Annotated in this window: 13 protein-coding genes; 8 read left to right on the top strand and 5 right to left on the bottom strand. The window is 41.8% G+C overall.

Features of this window, described 5'->3' with window-relative positions; all coding sequences use genetic code 11:
• Window positions 1–395 precede the first annotated feature (395 nt).
• Complete coding sequence (sigC, locus tag V7K48_RS23735; RefSeq protein ID WP_334977918.1) at window positions 396–1,646, top strand: RNA polymerase sigma factor SigC; 1,251 nt, start codon at window positions 396–398, stop codon at window positions 1,644–1,646.
• Between the two features lie 514 nt (window positions 1,647–2,160).
• Window positions 2,161–2,616 (top strand): Fur family transcriptional regulator, encoded by a 456-nt coding sequence (locus V7K48_RS23730; RefSeq protein WP_334997093.1) that lies wholly within the window; start codon window positions 2,161–2,163, stop codon window positions 2,614–2,616.
• Between the two features lie 131 nt (window positions 2,617–2,747).
• Here the strand turns inward: V7K48_RS23730 and V7K48_RS23725 are convergent, their stop codons facing one another.
• The gene (locus tag V7K48_RS23725; protein ID WP_335075942.1) at window positions 2,748–3,875 is read right to left on the bottom strand and encodes a peptidoglycan-binding domain-containing protein; all 1,128 of its coding nucleotides are present in this window, start codon (window positions 3,873–3,875) and stop codon (window positions 2,748–2,750) included.
• Window positions 3,876–3,884: 9 nt separating this feature from the next.
• Window positions 3,885–7,940: a cobaltochelatase subunit CobN gene (cobN, locus tag V7K48_RS23720; protein ID WP_335075940.1), complete on the bottom strand. Its 4,056-nt coding sequence runs from the start codon at window positions 7,938–7,940 to the stop codon at window positions 3,885–3,887.
• A gap of 199 nt (window positions 7,941–8,139) precedes the next feature.
• Here cobN and V7K48_RS23715 point away from each other — a divergent pair, with 199 nt between their 5' ends.
• The gene (locus tag V7K48_RS23715; RefSeq protein ID WP_335075938.1) at window positions 8,140–8,391 is read left to right on the top strand and encodes a hypothetical protein; all 252 of its coding nucleotides are present in this window, start codon (window positions 8,140–8,142) and stop codon (window positions 8,389–8,391) included.
• A gap of 24 nt (window positions 8,392–8,415) precedes the next feature.
• On the opposite strand, the gene V7K48_RS23710 is transcribed toward V7K48_RS23715, so the two are convergent.
• Together V7K48_RS23710 and V7K48_RS23705 are read right to left on the bottom strand one after the other, a co-directional pair.
• Window positions 8,416–9,249 (bottom strand): ATP-grasp domain-containing protein, encoded by an 834-nt coding sequence (locus tag V7K48_RS23710; protein ID WP_335075936.1) that lies wholly within the window; start codon window positions 9,247–9,249, stop codon window positions 8,416–8,418.
• A 50-nt stretch (window positions 9,250–9,299) separates the two neighbouring features.
• Window positions 9,300–10,169 (bottom strand): hypothetical protein, encoded by an 870-nt coding sequence (locus tag V7K48_RS23705; RefSeq protein ID WP_335075934.1) that lies wholly within the window; start codon window positions 10,167–10,169, stop codon window positions 9,300–9,302.
• Window positions 10,170–10,304: 135 nt separating this feature from the next.
• Here V7K48_RS23705 and V7K48_RS23700 point away from each other — a divergent pair, with 135 nt between their 5' ends.
• The 5 genes from V7K48_RS23700 to V7K48_RS23685 all read left to right on the top strand — a co-directional run bounded on the left by V7K48_RS23700 (window position 10,305) and on the right by V7K48_RS23685 (window position 13,636).
• A complete protein-coding gene (locus V7K48_RS23700; RefSeq protein ID WP_335075931.1) occupies window positions 10,305–11,222 on the top strand; it encodes a metallophosphoesterase family protein in 918 nt (305 codons plus the stop codon).
• Between the two features lie 5 nt (window positions 11,223–11,227).
• On the top strand, window positions 11,228–12,064 hold the full coding sequence (locus V7K48_RS35135) for an AAA family ATPase (RefSeq protein WP_442949464.1): 837 nt from the start codon (window positions 11,228–11,230) through the stop codon (window positions 12,062–12,064).
• Window positions 12,065–12,104: 40 nt separating this feature from the next.
• On the top strand, window positions 12,105–12,614 hold the full coding sequence (locus tag V7K48_RS35130; protein WP_442949463.1) for an AAA family ATPase: 510 nt from the start codon (window positions 12,105–12,107) through the stop codon (window positions 12,612–12,614).
• Window positions 12,611–13,249 carry a retron system putative HNH endonuclease gene (locus V7K48_RS23690; RefSeq protein ID WP_335075928.1) on the top strand — a complete coding sequence of 213 codons (639 nt, stop codon included), beginning with the start codon at window positions 12,611–12,613 and terminating at the stop codon, window positions 13,247–13,249. The genes V7K48_RS35130 and V7K48_RS23690 overlap by 4 nt, the downstream gene beginning before the upstream one ends.
• 93 nt (window positions 13,250–13,342) lie before the next feature.
• A complete protein-coding gene (locus V7K48_RS23685; protein ID WP_335075926.1) occupies window positions 13,343–13,636 on the top strand; it encodes an antibiotic biosynthesis monooxygenase family protein in 294 nt (97 codons plus the stop codon).
• A gap of 48 nt (window positions 13,637–13,684) precedes the next feature.
• Here the strand turns inward: V7K48_RS23685 and pcrA are convergent, their stop codons facing one another.
• Window positions 13,685–16,009 (bottom strand): DNA helicase PcrA, encoded by a 2,325-nt coding sequence (pcrA, locus tag V7K48_RS23680; protein ID WP_335075924.1) that lies wholly within the window; start codon window positions 16,007–16,009, stop codon window positions 13,685–13,687.
• Between the last annotated feature and the right edge of the window lie 376 nt (window positions 16,010–16,385).

The following is a 16,385-nucleotide window of genomic DNA, read 5'->3' as shown; positions in this document are numbered from 1 at the left end:
ATTGGTAAATCGTCAGGATATTACTTTTATCGCCATGTAAATGTGACTATGCCAATTATAAACATGATATTCACTGAAGTAGGTTTATACCGTGTTATAAAAGTCACTATCAGTAACCTTCAAGGTTGAAATGTTAACTAAGTAGTTGAAATATTGAAAACCTAGCTGCGGATTTGAATAGCTATTGGTTCAATCAAAAGTTTAGCAGCCGATTAAGTTCAGTAATACTGTATCCAATAAAACCTTTACAGTTAATTTCTAAAAAAAATTGTAATGGAACCTTCAACCGTGTTAGTTTTTCGTGAATCACGGGAACAATAGCAACAGTTGAATAGCTGACCCTAATCTAAGCTGACCGTAATCTATTGTTACCTGGAGCCATTGAGACAATCTTTATGCCAGCAACATCTTTTTATGCAGATGCCCCCTACAATACCAGAAAGTCCCGCCAGGCTTTGGACTCGGATCTCACGGTTGACGAAAGTGAGTTATCGGTAGATGACCTACAGGAGCTAGAGATGGCTTCTGTTGACCATGCTAACTTTGCTGCTAACACTAACCGTCGTAGTACTGACCTAGTACGTCTATATCTTCAGGAAATTGGTCGAGTTCGCTTGTTAGGGCGTGATGAAGAGGTTTCAGAAGCCCAAAAAGTCCAGCGCTACTTGCGGATGCGGATAGTGCTTGCTAACGCCGCCAAGCAAGGGGATGAAGTGATTACGCCCTATCAGAGGTTAGTTGAAGTCCAAGAACGTCTGACCTCAGAATTAGGACATCGCCCGTCTTTGGAAAGATGGGCTGCCACTGCTGGCATAATGGTATCGGATCTCAGACCGACTTTGGCAGATGGCAAACGTCGCTGGGCTGAAATCGCCAAGTTGACAGTAGAAGAATTGGAGCAAATTCAGTCCCAAGGACTCCAAGCAAAAGAACACATGATTAAGGCTAATCTTCGCCTAGTTGTGTCTGTTGCCAAGAAGTATCAAAATCGCGGTTTGGAATTGTTGGATTTAGTCCAAGAAGGCACACTGGGTTTGGAGCGGGCTGTAGAAAAATTTGACCCCACTAAGGGTTACCGCTTCAGTACCTATGCTTACTGGTGGATTCGTCAGGGAATTACACGAGCGATCGCTACTTCTAGTCGAACGATCCGCCTCCCTGTTCATATTACCGAAAAGTTAAACAAAATCAAAAAGGCCCAACGCAAAATTGCTCAAGAAAAAGGTCGCACCCCAACTTTAGAAGATTTAGCAACTGAGTTAGAGATGACACCGACTCAAGTACGAGAAGTTTTGTTGCGGGTTCCTCGCTCCGTTTCTTTAGAAACCAAAGTAGGCAAGGATAAAGATACTGAGTTAGGAGAATTACTCGAAACTGATAGTGTAACCCCAGAAGAGATGTTAATGCGAGAATCTTTACAAAGAGATTTGCATCATCTTCTGTCAGATTTGACTAGTCGGGAGCGCGATGTAATTTTGATGCGGTTTGGTTTAGCAGATGGTCATCCTTATTCTTTAGCAGAAATTGGTCGCGCTCTTGACTTATCGCGGGAACGAGTCCGACAAATTGAATCCAAGGCTTTGCAAAAGCTACGTCAACCCAAGCGCCGCAACCTCATCCGCGACTATTTGGAGTCTCTAACTTAATCAATGATCAAACTAATTCATAATTCATAATTAAAAGGCGTAAAGTTGGAGCGGAGGAAACCTCCGCTCCAACTTTACAAGAGGGGGTTTCTCCCTGATGCCTAATCATCCAGTCCCGTTTCAAGTGGGGTTTAAATCCCCACTTGAAACATAATTATGAATTATGAATTATTTGCTATAAACCTCTAAAAAGCTTATAGCAAATAATTTGCATTTAATTGTACAACAGGTTCCCCAGACCTTTGCTCAGATATCTTGAAGGTGGGGATCAACTAAGCAATTCAAAATTCACTCGTTCAAAATTCAAAGTCAAGGGATGCAATCGTTACAAGTATCCTAACTATTAGCCGTATGTAAATTAAATGCACTACAGCTTATTACTTGAATTTTGATTAATATTTTATGAATTGTTCTTAAGTATTTGGTAAAGGTTATCAATAAGCAATGATTGTTGCAAATTGCTCCAAATATTTGTTATATTCTCAACTAACAGGCTTTGTTGAGAAATATTAGTATGACAGTCTACACGACTACTTCACTTAAGGCAGAACTGAACGAACGAGGTTGGCGTTTAACTCCCCAGCGCGAAACAATTTTACACATTTTTCAAGAACTTCCGCAAGGTGAACATCTAAGTGCGGAAGATCTTTATCATCGGCTAGAAACTGATGGTGAAGGGATCAGTCTGTCAACTATTTATCGGACTTTGAAGTTGATGGCAAGGATGGGACTTTTACGGGAACTAGAACTGGGCGAGGGACATAAGCATTATGAAATCAACCAGCCCTATCCCCATCACCACCATCACCTAATTTGTGTCAGGTGCAACTCAACCATTGAATTTAAAAACGACTCAATTTTAAAAATTGGGGCGAAAACGGCTCAAAAAGAAGGTTTTCACCTGCTTGACTGTCAAATGACGATTCATGCAGTGTGTCCCAAGTGCCAACGGGCACTGATGCCGCTTTAGCACTTGGGTGGATAACAAGACAAAACTACTCAAATTAACCAAATAAGTGGAATTTTGAGCAGTTTGTAATTTGCTGTTACTGGAGGCAAGCAACCAGTTGGGGATTGATACTAACAACACCAAAGCGGATGCTAAAAGCGTCCGCTCTTAAGATCCTTGAGACTGATGCCGTAGAATTCCTGGGCTTGTTTAATTGCTTTTTTGGTGTCATCTGCCATCACACCGTTCAGCTTGCCTTTATAAAAACCCCGCTCCCGTAGTCGGGTTTGGATTTCTAGGGTATTAAATTCGCTTTTGCTAGCAGTATTAACTGAGCTATATAACTTAGCTCGCGTTGTTGGGCCAGCAACACCACTTGCTGTCAAGAAATTAGCTCCCTGAAATCTCTTTACAGCATCGGCAGTATAGGGACCATAGTAGCCATTAGGCTCTCCCTCTAAATATCCTGCCTGGATCAATTGTTCTTGAACAATTCTAACTGGCTCACCGCGATCGCCTACACGGAGTTTATCTCGATTGACTACCTTTTTGGGAGCCTCTTCTCCATCACCGATGCCAACTCCCGGCAATTTACGCAATGTTGCTGGGCCAACAATCCCGTCAACGCTTAATTTGTAAGAATCTTGGAAGCGCTGGACAGCTTCTTCAGTAATTGGGCCAAATATTCCTGTGGCGTTTCCGTAATAAAAGCCTGCAACTCTTAAGCGTTCTTGCAAAACTCTGACATCTTCACCTTCATCCCCCTTAGCAAGGTAGTTGGGATTATGGCGCTTGCTGGTTGCTGAACTAGCTGAACTAGCTGAACTAGCTGAAGTACTAGTGCTGGGCTTTTTAGCTTGTGTAGTTGTAGTACTGGGCTTTTTGGCTTGCCAGCTTTCTAATTTTTGCAGGGTGCTTGCTCCAACAATGCCATCCACTGGTAAACCAGCGGACTTTTGGAAGCGCCGCACAGCTTCTTGTGTGGATACGTCATATACTTGGGTAACAGAAGCTTGGTAAAAACCTGCTGTTTTCAACTTTTGTTGTAGATTTCTGACAGAAGGGCCTTGATCGCCTTTTTCCAGTGCCATGACACTACTGACAGCGCCAAGAATGGACAAAGACAGAGCAAGGGGCAACATATACTTCCAAGCCCTACCAGAAAGCCGTTTCCAGTCTGGTGCAGCTGCTTTGTTAAACAAAGAACTGAGGGAGACCAATTCACTAGGTGGGCTGTCTTCGTAGGTGGAAGCTAGGTGCAAATACGCAAGATTCTCCATATTTATTTCCTACACCATTGATTTTTCTTCGATAACTGCTTCAGCTTGATGTACTAGGTTCCTCAAAGCTTCTAATGTTCCTATATTTACATCCTCCCACAAATTGCGCTTATGTGCCTCTAATAATCTTTCAGCAATATCACGCAGTGCATAAGGGTTCTTTTCCTGAATAAATTCTGAGACAAGTGGATCGAGCAAATAAGCTTCTACTATGCCTTGATACATATAATCTTCGACACATTTAGCTGTAGCATCGTAGGCGAATAGATAATCCACTGTCGCTGCCATTTCAAACGCACCTTTGTAACCGTGGCGCATGACTCCCGCAATCCACTTTGGATTAACTACGCGAGAACGATACACCCGGGCAATTTCTTCTTTCAGTTGGCGAACTCGTGGTTGGGCGGGTATGGAATTATCACCAAAATAGGTTTGGGGATTTTTTCCCTGTAGAGAACGTACCGCTGCTGTTAAGCCACCCTGAAATTGGTAATAATCATCAGAATCGAGCAGATCGTGTTCACGGTTGTCTTGATTGTGCAGCACAACTTGCATTTGTGCCAAGCGTTGCTTGAAGGCTTCGGGATTGGGGATTGGAGACTGGAGACTAGAGACTGGCGACTGAGGGATTTTATCCTCCCCTGCTCCTTCTGCTCCCGCTGCTCCCCTGCTCCCCTGCTCCTCTACCCCACTTCCTGAGGAGTAGGCGTAAGAACTCCAGTTGATGTAGGCGCGAGCTAAATCTTGGTCATCTGTCCAGTTTTGCGATTCAATTAAACCTTGGAGTCCGGCGCCGTAAGCACCTGGACGAGAACCAAAGATGCGATAGCGCGATCGCACCACTGCTGCTTCTAAAGTTAAACCTTGGCTTGTCCATAAATCAGTTTCTTGGCGAACTGCATCGGCGAGGGGATTTTGTTCTGGCGGTTCATCCAAGTCTGCTACTGCTGACACTGCTTGAGCGAATAAATCAATCAAGTTGGGAAAAGCATCTCGGAAGAATCCGGAAATTCGCAAGGTAACATCTACACGGGGACGCCCCAAAATCGCCAGGGGCAAAATTTCAAAATCCACTACTCGCCGGGCTGCACCATCCCATACAGGTTGGACTCCAAGTAAAGCCAAGGCTTCGGCAATATCATCACCCCCAGTCCTCATGGTGGCAGTTCCCCACATAGATAAACCTAGTGTTTTGGGATACTCACCATGCTCTTGAGTGTAATATTCCACGAGGGTTTCAGCCGCTTTTCTGCCTATATCCCAAGCTGTTTCTGTGGGAATGGCGCGAATATCGACAGAATAAAAGTTTCTCCCTGTTGGTAGAACTTCTGGGCGGCCGCGCGTGGGTGCGCCGGCTGGGGCACTTGGGATGTAACCGCCATCGAGTCCGTGTAATAAGTGGGTAATTTCTTGGTGGGTTTGTTGTAAAGCTGGAAGTAGACGATCGCGTATCCAGGTAGAGACGCGATTCATGGCGTCTGTGCTGGGGGGAGAGACGCGATTCATGGCGTCTGTGTTGAGTGGAGAGACGCGATTCATGGCGTCTGTACAAGAGTCCTGATTTATTAATTTTTCTACTAGAAGGGCGGCGTGTTCTTCTAGGACTTCGACGATATCACCGAGGGTACGGCATTCTATGCCATTGACTATTGAGTATTCACCACTAGTCATTGACAAATCTGCTATCAGGGGATCGAAGTCTAGACCCCAATCTTTAGCTATGGCACGGGTAATACCTGAAGAATAGCGATTGGGTATGCGAGCGATCGCTACTATTAAATCTCGTAGCTGGCGTCCTTCGGGACATTGCCCAAAAATGTGCAAGCCATCGCGGATTTGGGCTTCTTTCAATTCACAAAGATAGCCTCCGATAGAATTCAAAATTAGAAATTCCGAATTAAAAATTTCGGTTTCATTTTGGATTCCTAAATCTAGATGGAGATTTTCTTTGATCACCAGTTCGCGGATGCGATCGCGAATCACTGGCAAACGCGAAGGATCTAAACTTTCCGCTTCATAATACTCATCAATTAAATTTTCTAACTGTTGCAAAGAACCGTAGAGTTCGGCACGAGTCATCGGTGGCGTTAGATGATCTATAATCACCGCTTGAGCGCGACGTTTGGCTTGGGAACCTTCACCAGGGTCATTCACAATAAACGGGTACAGGTGGGGAACTGCGCCGAGAGCCACTTCTGGATAACAATTGCTGGATAAAGCCACACTTTTACCCGGTAGCCATTCTAGATTTCCGTGTTTTCCCACATGAACTACAGCATCAGCACCAAAACATTCTCTGACCCAATAGTAGAAAGCTAAATAAGCATGGGTTGGTTCTAAATCTGGCGCATGATAATTCAAGCTGGGGTCATTATCATAACCTCTTGGTGGCTGAATGCCCACAAAGACGTTGCCGAGTTGAATTCCGGGAACGGGGAAAGAGGCAGAGGGGCGGGGTGCAGAGGGCAGAGGTGAAAACTCTTCTCCCCTACTAAGAGCTCCCTGCCCCATTTCCCAGCGCTGACTAATACCCTGCTGCACTGCTGGCGGCAAAGAAGCGAAATACTGTTGATACTCTTCCCAAGAAACACTTTGCTGTACCGGACGCCATTCTCGACCTTCTGGATCATTGGTTACGCCATCTGTCAGCCGTTGAATCAACTCATCTCCTTGAGCAGGTGGATTTTCTACTTCATACCCAGCCAGATGTAAAGCTTGCAGGATTTCTACACAACTAGCTGGAGTGTCCAGTCCCACACCATTAGCAAGACGTCCATTCCGGTTGGGGTAGTTTGCCAGAATTAGGGCAATTCGCCGCTCTTGGGGGGGTTTAGAACGCAGACGCGCCCAATTTGCTGCTAGTTTAGCAACGAACTCGATGCGATCGCTCACTGGTTCATAAATTACCACATCTGTCTCTAGATGGGGATTACGAGTTTGCACTGCTTTAAAAGACACAGCACGAGTAATAATCCGCCCATCTACTTCTGGTAGCGCTACATTCATCCCGATATCACGGGGAGAAAGCCCTTGAAACTGTGACTCCCACTGCTCAATTGTCCCGCCACTAAGGATTACCTGCAACACAGGCACATCTAATTTTTGCCACAAATCGGTTTGAGGTGTTTCAGTTTCCAAGCGTGCTAGAGAAAAACTGGTGGTATTCAGCAGCACAGCTATTGACTCAGCTTCTTTGGGTTGGAAAAATTCACTCAACTCAACTTGAACATCAGGTTCACGCAATGAGGAAACAAACACTGGCACTGGTTGTAAATTTTTCTGTACCAAGGCTTCGCATAAAGCATCAATTACCTTAGTATTTCCCGCTAAATAATGAGCGCGGTAGAAAAGAATGCCGACTTTGGGCATAAGGCATTGGAAGCTTTGAGGTTCTGAGGTGGATGAATCCAGTTCAAAGGTGGATGTATAAGATTCTAAATCTCCCCTTGCTCCCCCTGCTCCCCCTGCCTCCTTTGCCTCCCCTGCCTCCCCTGCTCCCTGCTCCCCACTCCCCACTTCCCATTCATACAATCCCACACGCGGAATTGGCCGGGGTAGCGGGGGATTATATGCAGTTAACAGGCAACTGTCAGAGATAAATTGGAGAGCATTAACGAAATTTTCTACGCCGCCTTCGCTAAAATACTGCCATACCTGGTTAACAATACTCAAGGGCACGGTAGACTGGGAAATTAAATCGGGATCAAAAGCGTCATCTCCTGGCATTACAATCAGGGTTTTACCATTACGTTGCACAATTTCCTGCACTACTTCTAAGCCATAACCCCAGTAGGAACGTCCTCCTAACAGGCGCAAAATAATTACTTGGGCAAGTTCCAAAACTTGTTCTCCATAAGTATCTATGCTTAATTGTTGCTGCAACTGCAACAGGTTGGCGACTCTTAATGCCGGAAAGCTTGCAGGTAATTTCCCAAGCGCAGCTGCCAAAGTTTGAATGTCGGTATCAGCGGCCGTAATCAACACGAAAGGCGCTGGAGTTTGTTCTAGAAAAATTAAACCCTCTGACTGATTCCATCCACCCGATGTGCTACTTATCCGATGCATAATGCTGTATTACCGTTTTAAACTGTTGGTTATTACACAATCAAAACAAACTTTTTTCCCTGCATTCAGTCCCAATATTGCTCGGTTATGAATAAACCTACGCAGTATCGGTTTCTGAGCAGTTTAGTGCGCTCTTGGGAGAAAACTTAGAGGAAGGGGAGCAGGGAAGCAGGAAATTTACTCAGCGCTGAATGCTAGTTTGACATTTAATTTAGAGGCGATCGCTTTCTTTGTCTACGAATTGAGAGACTTGTTTAAGTGGGATTCCTCCACTCACCAAAATCTCGAACGCGATCGCCAAATTATTAGAGATAATGATGCCACGCTCCAAAGTAAATTCTTGCTGTTGTTATTAGAATATCTTTTAACTCAGCCAAACCCAGAAATAATAGCACTTCCAAGCTCAATTGGGCCGGCAGTTTATATCTGTCAGTCAGTAAAAGATGCCTAAAAACTAACCAAAATACTAAATTTTTTATTTTGAGGCTAGGCTAATTAGGATTTTTTCAAAAATATTCAACACATGTTCATCTCCATTATCTCTAATGAAAACACTAAAATTGGGGTGAGAATTTATTTCAATTAACCAATATTGGTTATCTTGGTCTAATACGATATCTAAACCACCATAATCAAGGTCTAATTCATCAAAAACTGGTTTAGTAAAATTAGCAATCTCTGACAATATTTGTGGATTGTTGATATACTTGGCTTTTGCACCATCCCAGTGCAGAGGACTGAGATTACCCGCAAATGTTGCATCAGTTATATCTTTTTCATAAAGCAAAACCAACTCTTTATTTAAGAAAACTGCTCTATATTCAGATTTAATGTGAATAAGTTCTTGAGCAAGAGCGACATAATCATACTTTTGAAGATTGATATTAAAAATTTTTTTTAAAGCAGTTTCAATTTCATGTATATTCTGACATAAAAAGACGTTATGTCCCCTTGCACCGGAATTCCTTTTAACTATCACTGGAGTTTCAAAATTTTCTTTTATTTTTAATACGATATCTGGAATAGTTGGAAATTTTAAGTAAATCTTATACTGAATATCACAAAAAGGAGAAAGAAAACCTACTGTCCGAGGAAGTTTAACTTTTTCTTTTAAAACATGGTAAGTGTATTCCTTGTCTTTTATAAGGTGTGCTACTGCTTGATTAATTAAGGGAGTGCTATAATTACAAAAATAATGCGGTTTATTATTCAGTTTTATTTTGATTAAGTTTTCAGCAGGATGAATAATTTCATAGCTGATATTTAAGTTTTCACAAGCTTGGAGCAATAGCGAAACGTTGTCTAACATAAATACTTGAAGTTAAACGTCCTGATAAAGTGTTTAGATTACGAATTATTTTAACTTGCTGTTTGCCGTTTAAAAATCACAATCTCATTACCAACAACTGGGTTACGCGCTATCAGCCTATTTTGGGAGTCGATAATTTCTAAATGGGTAAAATCAAGTTCTTGAGAACGTTGTAATATCTTTGCAGCTAGTGTGTCCTGCTGAGATTCCTTGAGAGTGTACCAATCCTCACTAATTTTGACTGTAAGATTGCTGGTGCGGAAGTTGGCTTGAATTGACTTTATCAGACCAGAGGCAATGCGATCGCTAATTTCGGCTACCTGATTTTCAATAGCCGCAATTAAGGCTTGTTCTGGTGTCAATTCTCTGGTTGGTATCAGGGTTGGCGTTGGCGTAGGAATTGGTTTCGGTTCCGGCGTTGGTGGGGTAGTTTGTACTTCTGGCGGCGGTGTAATTTCCTCTGGCGGCTGTGGTTCTGGTGCGACTGACTCCGGTGGAGTAGTTATTATTGGTGTAGGTACAGGAACCTCCTTAACAGGTGGAACTGTTGCTACTTCAGTAGGTTTACCTGTAAAGACAGTCGCCGTTGTCCAAACGAGAATTACAGCAATTGCAGTAACAATTCCTGTCAAAGCTGTATCTGATAACTTTGTTGACAAATTTGATGGTAAAAACAAGCGGATTGTCCTTAACAGTCCACCCCAGCGCAACTGAAGCTGCTGGAAAAAACTGGGTTTTTCTTCAGTACCAGGTGGGGGTGCAGTCTCCAGTTTCTCCACTGTTACTTCTAAAACCCCAATCGTCCCTTGGAGAAGTTGGATAATTTTAGCCTTCCAAAATGGCTGAACTCTCTGGTAAGGTTTTTGGGGAGGTTGAGTTACCTGCTTATTCGTCGGTTTTGACTGATTGTCTTGTGACATGGAACTTTCACCAAAAGCAGCGAATTAAAGACAAACAACGTACATTATTACTGGTGCTGCCTTCTTTTGCCTTAATGTATCACTTCATTGCTCATTGTTTCCGCTGAACTGACTATTTACTAAATTTGGTGAATTATGAACCTGAAACGCCGTCAATTTTTATTTTTAAGTAGCTTCAGCGCCATTAGTACTGGATTTTTAAGCTGGATGTTAGCTCATCAAAATAATCAAAGTGCTGGTATTACTGATTCAACAACAGCTATAGCCACCAACCCAGCTAAAAAAGACTTGTTATTACGTTTTGTATCTGTAGCAGATACAGGGACTGGGGCTAAAGGACAGTATGCTGTGGCTGGGGCAATGAATGCCTATCACAAACAAAATCTTTATGATTTAGTAGTTTTAGCTGGAGACAACATTTACAATAACGGCGAAATTGAGAAAATTGGCGAAGTTTTTGAGCGTCCCTACAAAGTCTTACTTAAGCAAGATGTGAAATTTCAGGCTTGTTTAGGTAATCACGATATTCGTACTGCTAATGGTGATCCACAAGTCAAGTATGCCGGCTTTAATATGAAAGGACGTTACTATACATTTAAACGTAATCAAGCACAATTTTTCGCTTTAGATACTAATAGTAATGCTGATTGGAAAAACCAGCTAATTTGGTTAGAAAAAGAATTAAGTCTTAGTAAAGCTCCTTGGAAAGTGGTGTTTGGACATCATCCGATTTATTCATCGGGTCAGTATGGAAATAATCCAGGTTTTATTAAAACTTTTACTCCTCTATTTCAAAAATACGGTGTTCAACTTTATATCAATGGCCACGAACATAGTTATGAACGCACTCGTGCTATTGATGGTACAACTTATTTAATTTGTGGTGCAGGTGCAGGCAATCGTCCTGTAGGACGTTCTGAGTGGACAGAGTATTCCACCAGTGATTTAAGTTTTGCCTTTTATGAGGTGTATCCAGATAGAATAGAAGTTGGTGCGATCGCTACAGATAATCGCGTTTTTGATAAAGGCATTATTCAGTTGAAATCAGCATAATTATTATGAAAGTCAAGCGTTTGCAAATGCAATCCTTCCGTGGAATCGGTGATTTGACGCTTGATTTCCACCAGACAGAACCAACTGTAATTATTGGTATTAATGGTGTAGGAAAATCGAGTATTCTTGATTGCCTTGCTATTCTTTTGTCACAGTTTATAGGTAGGATTGCATCGAATGAGGATATATTTACACCTGCAAACCAGAGTATAAATATTTTGGGGAGTCAAATCAGTATTCAAGGGCATATTTACGGTAACGTTAATTTATACTCTGGTAATAGTGATCAGTCAAGATGGTTCGGAGAGCAGAACAGCAAAATACGTGATTTCAGTGAACAAGATATCACGAATGGATGCGAGGAAACACACAACAAAATTAAAATATTACTCGATTCTTTATCAGTAAATTGGTTTCTCGAAAATGGTCGAAAAGGAAACGGTAAAAATCTAAATAACTATCAGGAGCAATTAAAAGCAGTTGTTGAAGAGATTCATCGGAAATGGCAAGCAAATCCTCAAACTAATTTGCCTCTAGCCGTTTATTACCGACTAAATCGTGCAGTTATTGATATATCTCTGGAGATTTCAAAAGATTATTCATTTCAACAGACAGATGCCTATGAACAGGCATTAAACGGTGTAGAAATCAGCTTCAGCACCTTTTTTCAATGGTTTAGAACGTTAGAAGATTTAGAAAATGAAAAAAGGCGAGACACTTCAAGTTATAGAAACCACCAACTAGAAGCCGTAAGACAAGCTATTTCTTCACTAATTCCCTATTTTTCAAATTTACGGGTACGGCGTTCTCCCTTACGAATAGACTGTAGAAAAACAAGGTGAGGAACTTATAGTCAATCAGCTATCTGATGGTGAGAAATGCTTGCTGGCAATGGTGGGAGATTTAGCAAGACGATTAGCGATCGCTAATCCTAGTTTACCAGATCCACTGCAAGGTAATGGTGTTGTTTTAATTGATGAAATTGAACTCCACCTACACCCCAAATGGCAACGAGAAATTATTCCAGCTTTGACAAGAACATTCCCCAATTGTCAATTTATTGTCACCACCCATTCGCCTCAAGTAATTAGCCAAGTTAAGCCGGAAGGAATTTATATTCTAGAAAAAACAGACGAAGGTGTTGTTGCTAAAAGACCAGAAAGTTCCTTTGGCAGAGACAGTAATCGAATACTAGAAGACTTAATGGGTGTTCCAGCACGTCCACAGGAAATTAAAGAAAGTCTTTTAGAACTTTTTCGATTAATTGATGGAGGAAACCTTGAAGGTGCTAGGCAATTACGTCAACAGTTAGCCAATGAAATTGGAGCAGATGAGCCAGAGTTTGTTAAAGCGGATGTACTCATTCGGCGAAAGGAAATTCTCAATAGATGAAGTACATAAAAAAGGGTGCAAAACCGATTAGCTTAACTAAATGGAATAAGAAGCTTGGCGGTAAGATACTTCCTTGGATAAAATTCAAACAATCAGTGAAAAATGATGTGTTTAAGGCATTGCTTTGTGAACAAGGTTATATCTGTTGCTACTGTGGTGCTTCGATCACAAGGAATGAATGCCATATTGAACACTTAAAACCCAAAAGTATTTATACACACTTGACTTATGAATACACAAATCTCATGGTGTCATGTCAAGGTGAAGATCAACCTCGAGTACCAGTACATTGTGGTCATAGAAAAGATAACTGGTACGACGGGAGTTTGATGGTTTCGCCTCTAGAAATAACCTGCGCTGATTTTTTTAAATACCCTACTTCTGGCGAAATTCAAGCAACAGATGATCCAGCTAAAAAAGCTGCTGCTGAAACAACGATTGAGAAGCTTGCACTCAATATCAGCAAGCTACAAAATATGCGTAGGCTAGCAATTGACGCTGCATTGCTTGCTACTGACGGTTTAACTGAAGCAGAAATACAGCTACTTGCTCAAGGTTATGAAGAACTGGATGCTAACGGTCAATATACTCCGTTCTGTGCTGCTATTAGCTATTTTTTCAAGAATTATTTTTGATTTAATAAAATATGTACGTAGGCGTAGCCCATCGTAGACATCACATTCACCTTATACTAAATAACATTAGCTTAATTCTCACCGCAAAACTATATGATTCTTGAGGCTGTGATGCTTCATGTTAAACCTGGTTTAGAATCAGATTTTCAAGCTACTTTCAAAAAAGCTTCTAAAATTATTTCCTCAATGGACGGATATTTATCCCATGAATTGCATAGATGTATAGAAGTCCAAGGTAAATATTTATTACTTGTCAGATGGGAAAGTTTAGAATCTCATACTGTAGGATTTAGAAGTTCTGGTGAGTATCAAGAGTGGAAAAAACTTCTGCATCATTTTTATGAGCCATTTCCTACTGTTGAACACTTTGAAGAAATTAAAATATGAAAAACAAAATCCCCGACTTTTTTGAAAAATTGGGGATATGTGGCTGTATCACTCTACTCGTTGCAACTGCGCTACTCTTGGGTCAACAATTTTTTGTCCCAAACTGGAAAATTTAATTGCCACAGACATCTTATTACCTGTTCCGAAAACATGAGTGATTTCACCAAGCCCAAAAGTTTTATGTAATACTCTATCGCCCACTTGCCAATTCTGGGTTGCGTCTTGTTTTCCACTAGGAGTAGAAGCACTTTTGGTATAACTTTGACGACTCAGGTGTTTGGTAGATAATAATTCTTCTGGTAATTCATCGAGAAATTGCGATCGCATGGCAGGTTCACGAGAACCATATAAACGACGTTCACGCGCGTGTGATAAAAATAACCGCTCTTGGGCGCGAGTAATCCCCACATAACACAGGCGGCGTTCCTCTTCCAAAGATGCGGGATCACCCAGCGATCGGTAGCCAGGAAATAGCCCTTGTTCTAATCCCACTAAAAATACTACAGGAAATTCCAAACCTTTGGAAGCGTGCAAAGTCATCAAAGAAACGGCTGTCTGTCCTTCTTTTAAATTATCCAAATCGGAACTGAGGGCGGCACTACTCAGAAAGTCTTGAAGGGAAACCTCTTCGTTTTCTTCTTGAAATTGCAGTGCAGCGTTGTAAAGTTCTTGGACGTTTTGTACCCGATCTGTGGCTTCATCTGTGCCTTGACTCATCAAGTCTTGGACGTAACCAGAGTCTTCTAGTATTCCTTGCAAAACCTCAGTCACCGGAAGCGTGCCGATTTGTCCTTGCCAACGGCTAATCATTGCGGCAAAGTTATTTACAGCTTTTGTCGCCCGTCCAGCTAATGTATTAACTGATGTTTCATCGCTGAGTATTTCCCACAAAGTTGTCCCTAATTGTTGGGAGGCGTTCACCAAAGCATCAATAGTGGTTTTGCCAACTCCCCGCCGGGGAGTATTAATGACTCGTAATAAACTGACTGTATCAGATGGGTTAGCGATCACTCTTAAATAAGCAATGACATCTTTAATTTCTTTGCGATCGTAAAATCTCATTCCCCCCACAACTGTGTAAGGAATTTGATATTTCACCAACAATTCTTCAAAGGGGCGAGATTGGGCGTTTGTCCGATAAAGTATGGCAAAACTACCCCAGTTTAACTCTGGATTTTGCTGTTCTAAAGTCCGAATTTGATTAATCACAAATGCCGCTTCTGCGAGTTCTTCATCAGCTTTGTGACAAGTAATCTGCTCACCCGGCCCCCGCGTTGGTTTGAGGATTTTATCAATCCGTTGGGTGTTATTTTCAATCAGTTCATTAGCCGCTTCCAGAATGTTCTCACAAGAACGATAGTTTTCCTCCAGCTTAACCATCGTTCGGGTGTCATCATCTACCAAACCATCGCCAAAGTCTTCCTGAAATCCCAGCAAGATAGTGAAATCTGCCATCCGAAAGCTGTAAATGGATTGATCCGCATCGCCGACAACGAAAACTGAGCGATTTTGCCATTCCCATTCGCTCTTTTTAATTTCGCCATTAGTAACTAATAAGTGGATGAGTTGATACTGAGTGCGGTTGGTATCTTGATATTCATCTACGAGGATATGGCGAAACTTGCGATGCCAGTAACCCAATACTTGCTCATTTTGCTGAAATAATCTAGTTGGTACGAGAATTAGATCATCAAAGTCCAGAGCGTTGTTTTCTGCTAACTTATCTTGATATAAATTGTAGACTTGGGCAATCACGCGCCCGCGATAATTTGGTTGATCTTGCTCAAATTCTTGGGGTGATAAACCTTGGTTTTTAGCGTTACTAATAGCGTAGCGGACAGAACGGGCGTCAAATTTTTTATCGTCTAAATTTAACTGTTTATTAACGATTTCTTTGATCAGAGTCATCACATCTGATTCATCAAATATAGAGAAATTGCGATTCCAACGGCGTCCTTTTTCGTCTACGTATTTTTCAATATCAAAGCGGAGAATGCGAGAAAATAGACTGTGGAAAGTGCCACACCATAAGTCTTTGATAGTATTTTTATAAACTTGCGATCGCAATTGCGTTTGTTGATATTCCGTCAACAAATCCAATCGCTGACCGTGTTGTTTCATTGCCAATTGTTCAGCAAACAGCCGTTGAATCCGGTCTTTCATTTCCCGTGCGGCTTTATTGGTAAAAGTAACCGCCAAAATATTTTCTGGATCAACACGGTGTTTCAGAATCAGATTTGCAATGCGATAAGTCAGCGCTCGTGTTTTTCCGGAACCTGCGCCAGCAACAACTAGCAACGGTCCGCAGTAGTGTTCGACAGCTTGACGTTGACTAGGGTTAAGGTGACTGAGAAAGTCGATGGTTGTTGTCATGGATGTGAAAAAGCGATTGCCTGGTGTCACATCAATAGAGAGTTGCTATTGCCCAGGTTACAACATCCTAACGAAACTTGGTCAATAAAGATTGTGTGGCAATATTTTTAACCAGAATGGTATTTATCATGATTTATGTAGAAGCAAGAAAAAGCTATGCTGTCACTCAAAGGCACATTCCAAAACGGTGTGGTTCATCCTAAAGAACCAATTGAAGGGCATGAGGGGCAGTAAGTTATAATCTGTGTTTGTCAAAGAAAACCACACACTTTAGCCAGCAACCCCAGAAGACTCAGATTGGGATAAACTGAGGCAGTTGATTAAAAACTGTCTGTGTAATTGATACAGATATTGGCGACTTGGGACACCCGCATGA

The sequence above is a fragment of the Nostoc sp. genome (assembly GCF_036919615.1).
In the GTDB taxonomy this organism is placed as follows: domain Bacteria; phylum Cyanobacteriota; class Cyanobacteriia; order Cyanobacteriales; family Nostocaceae; genus Nostoc.
This window is presented reverse-complemented; position numbering and strand designations above follow the sequence as displayed.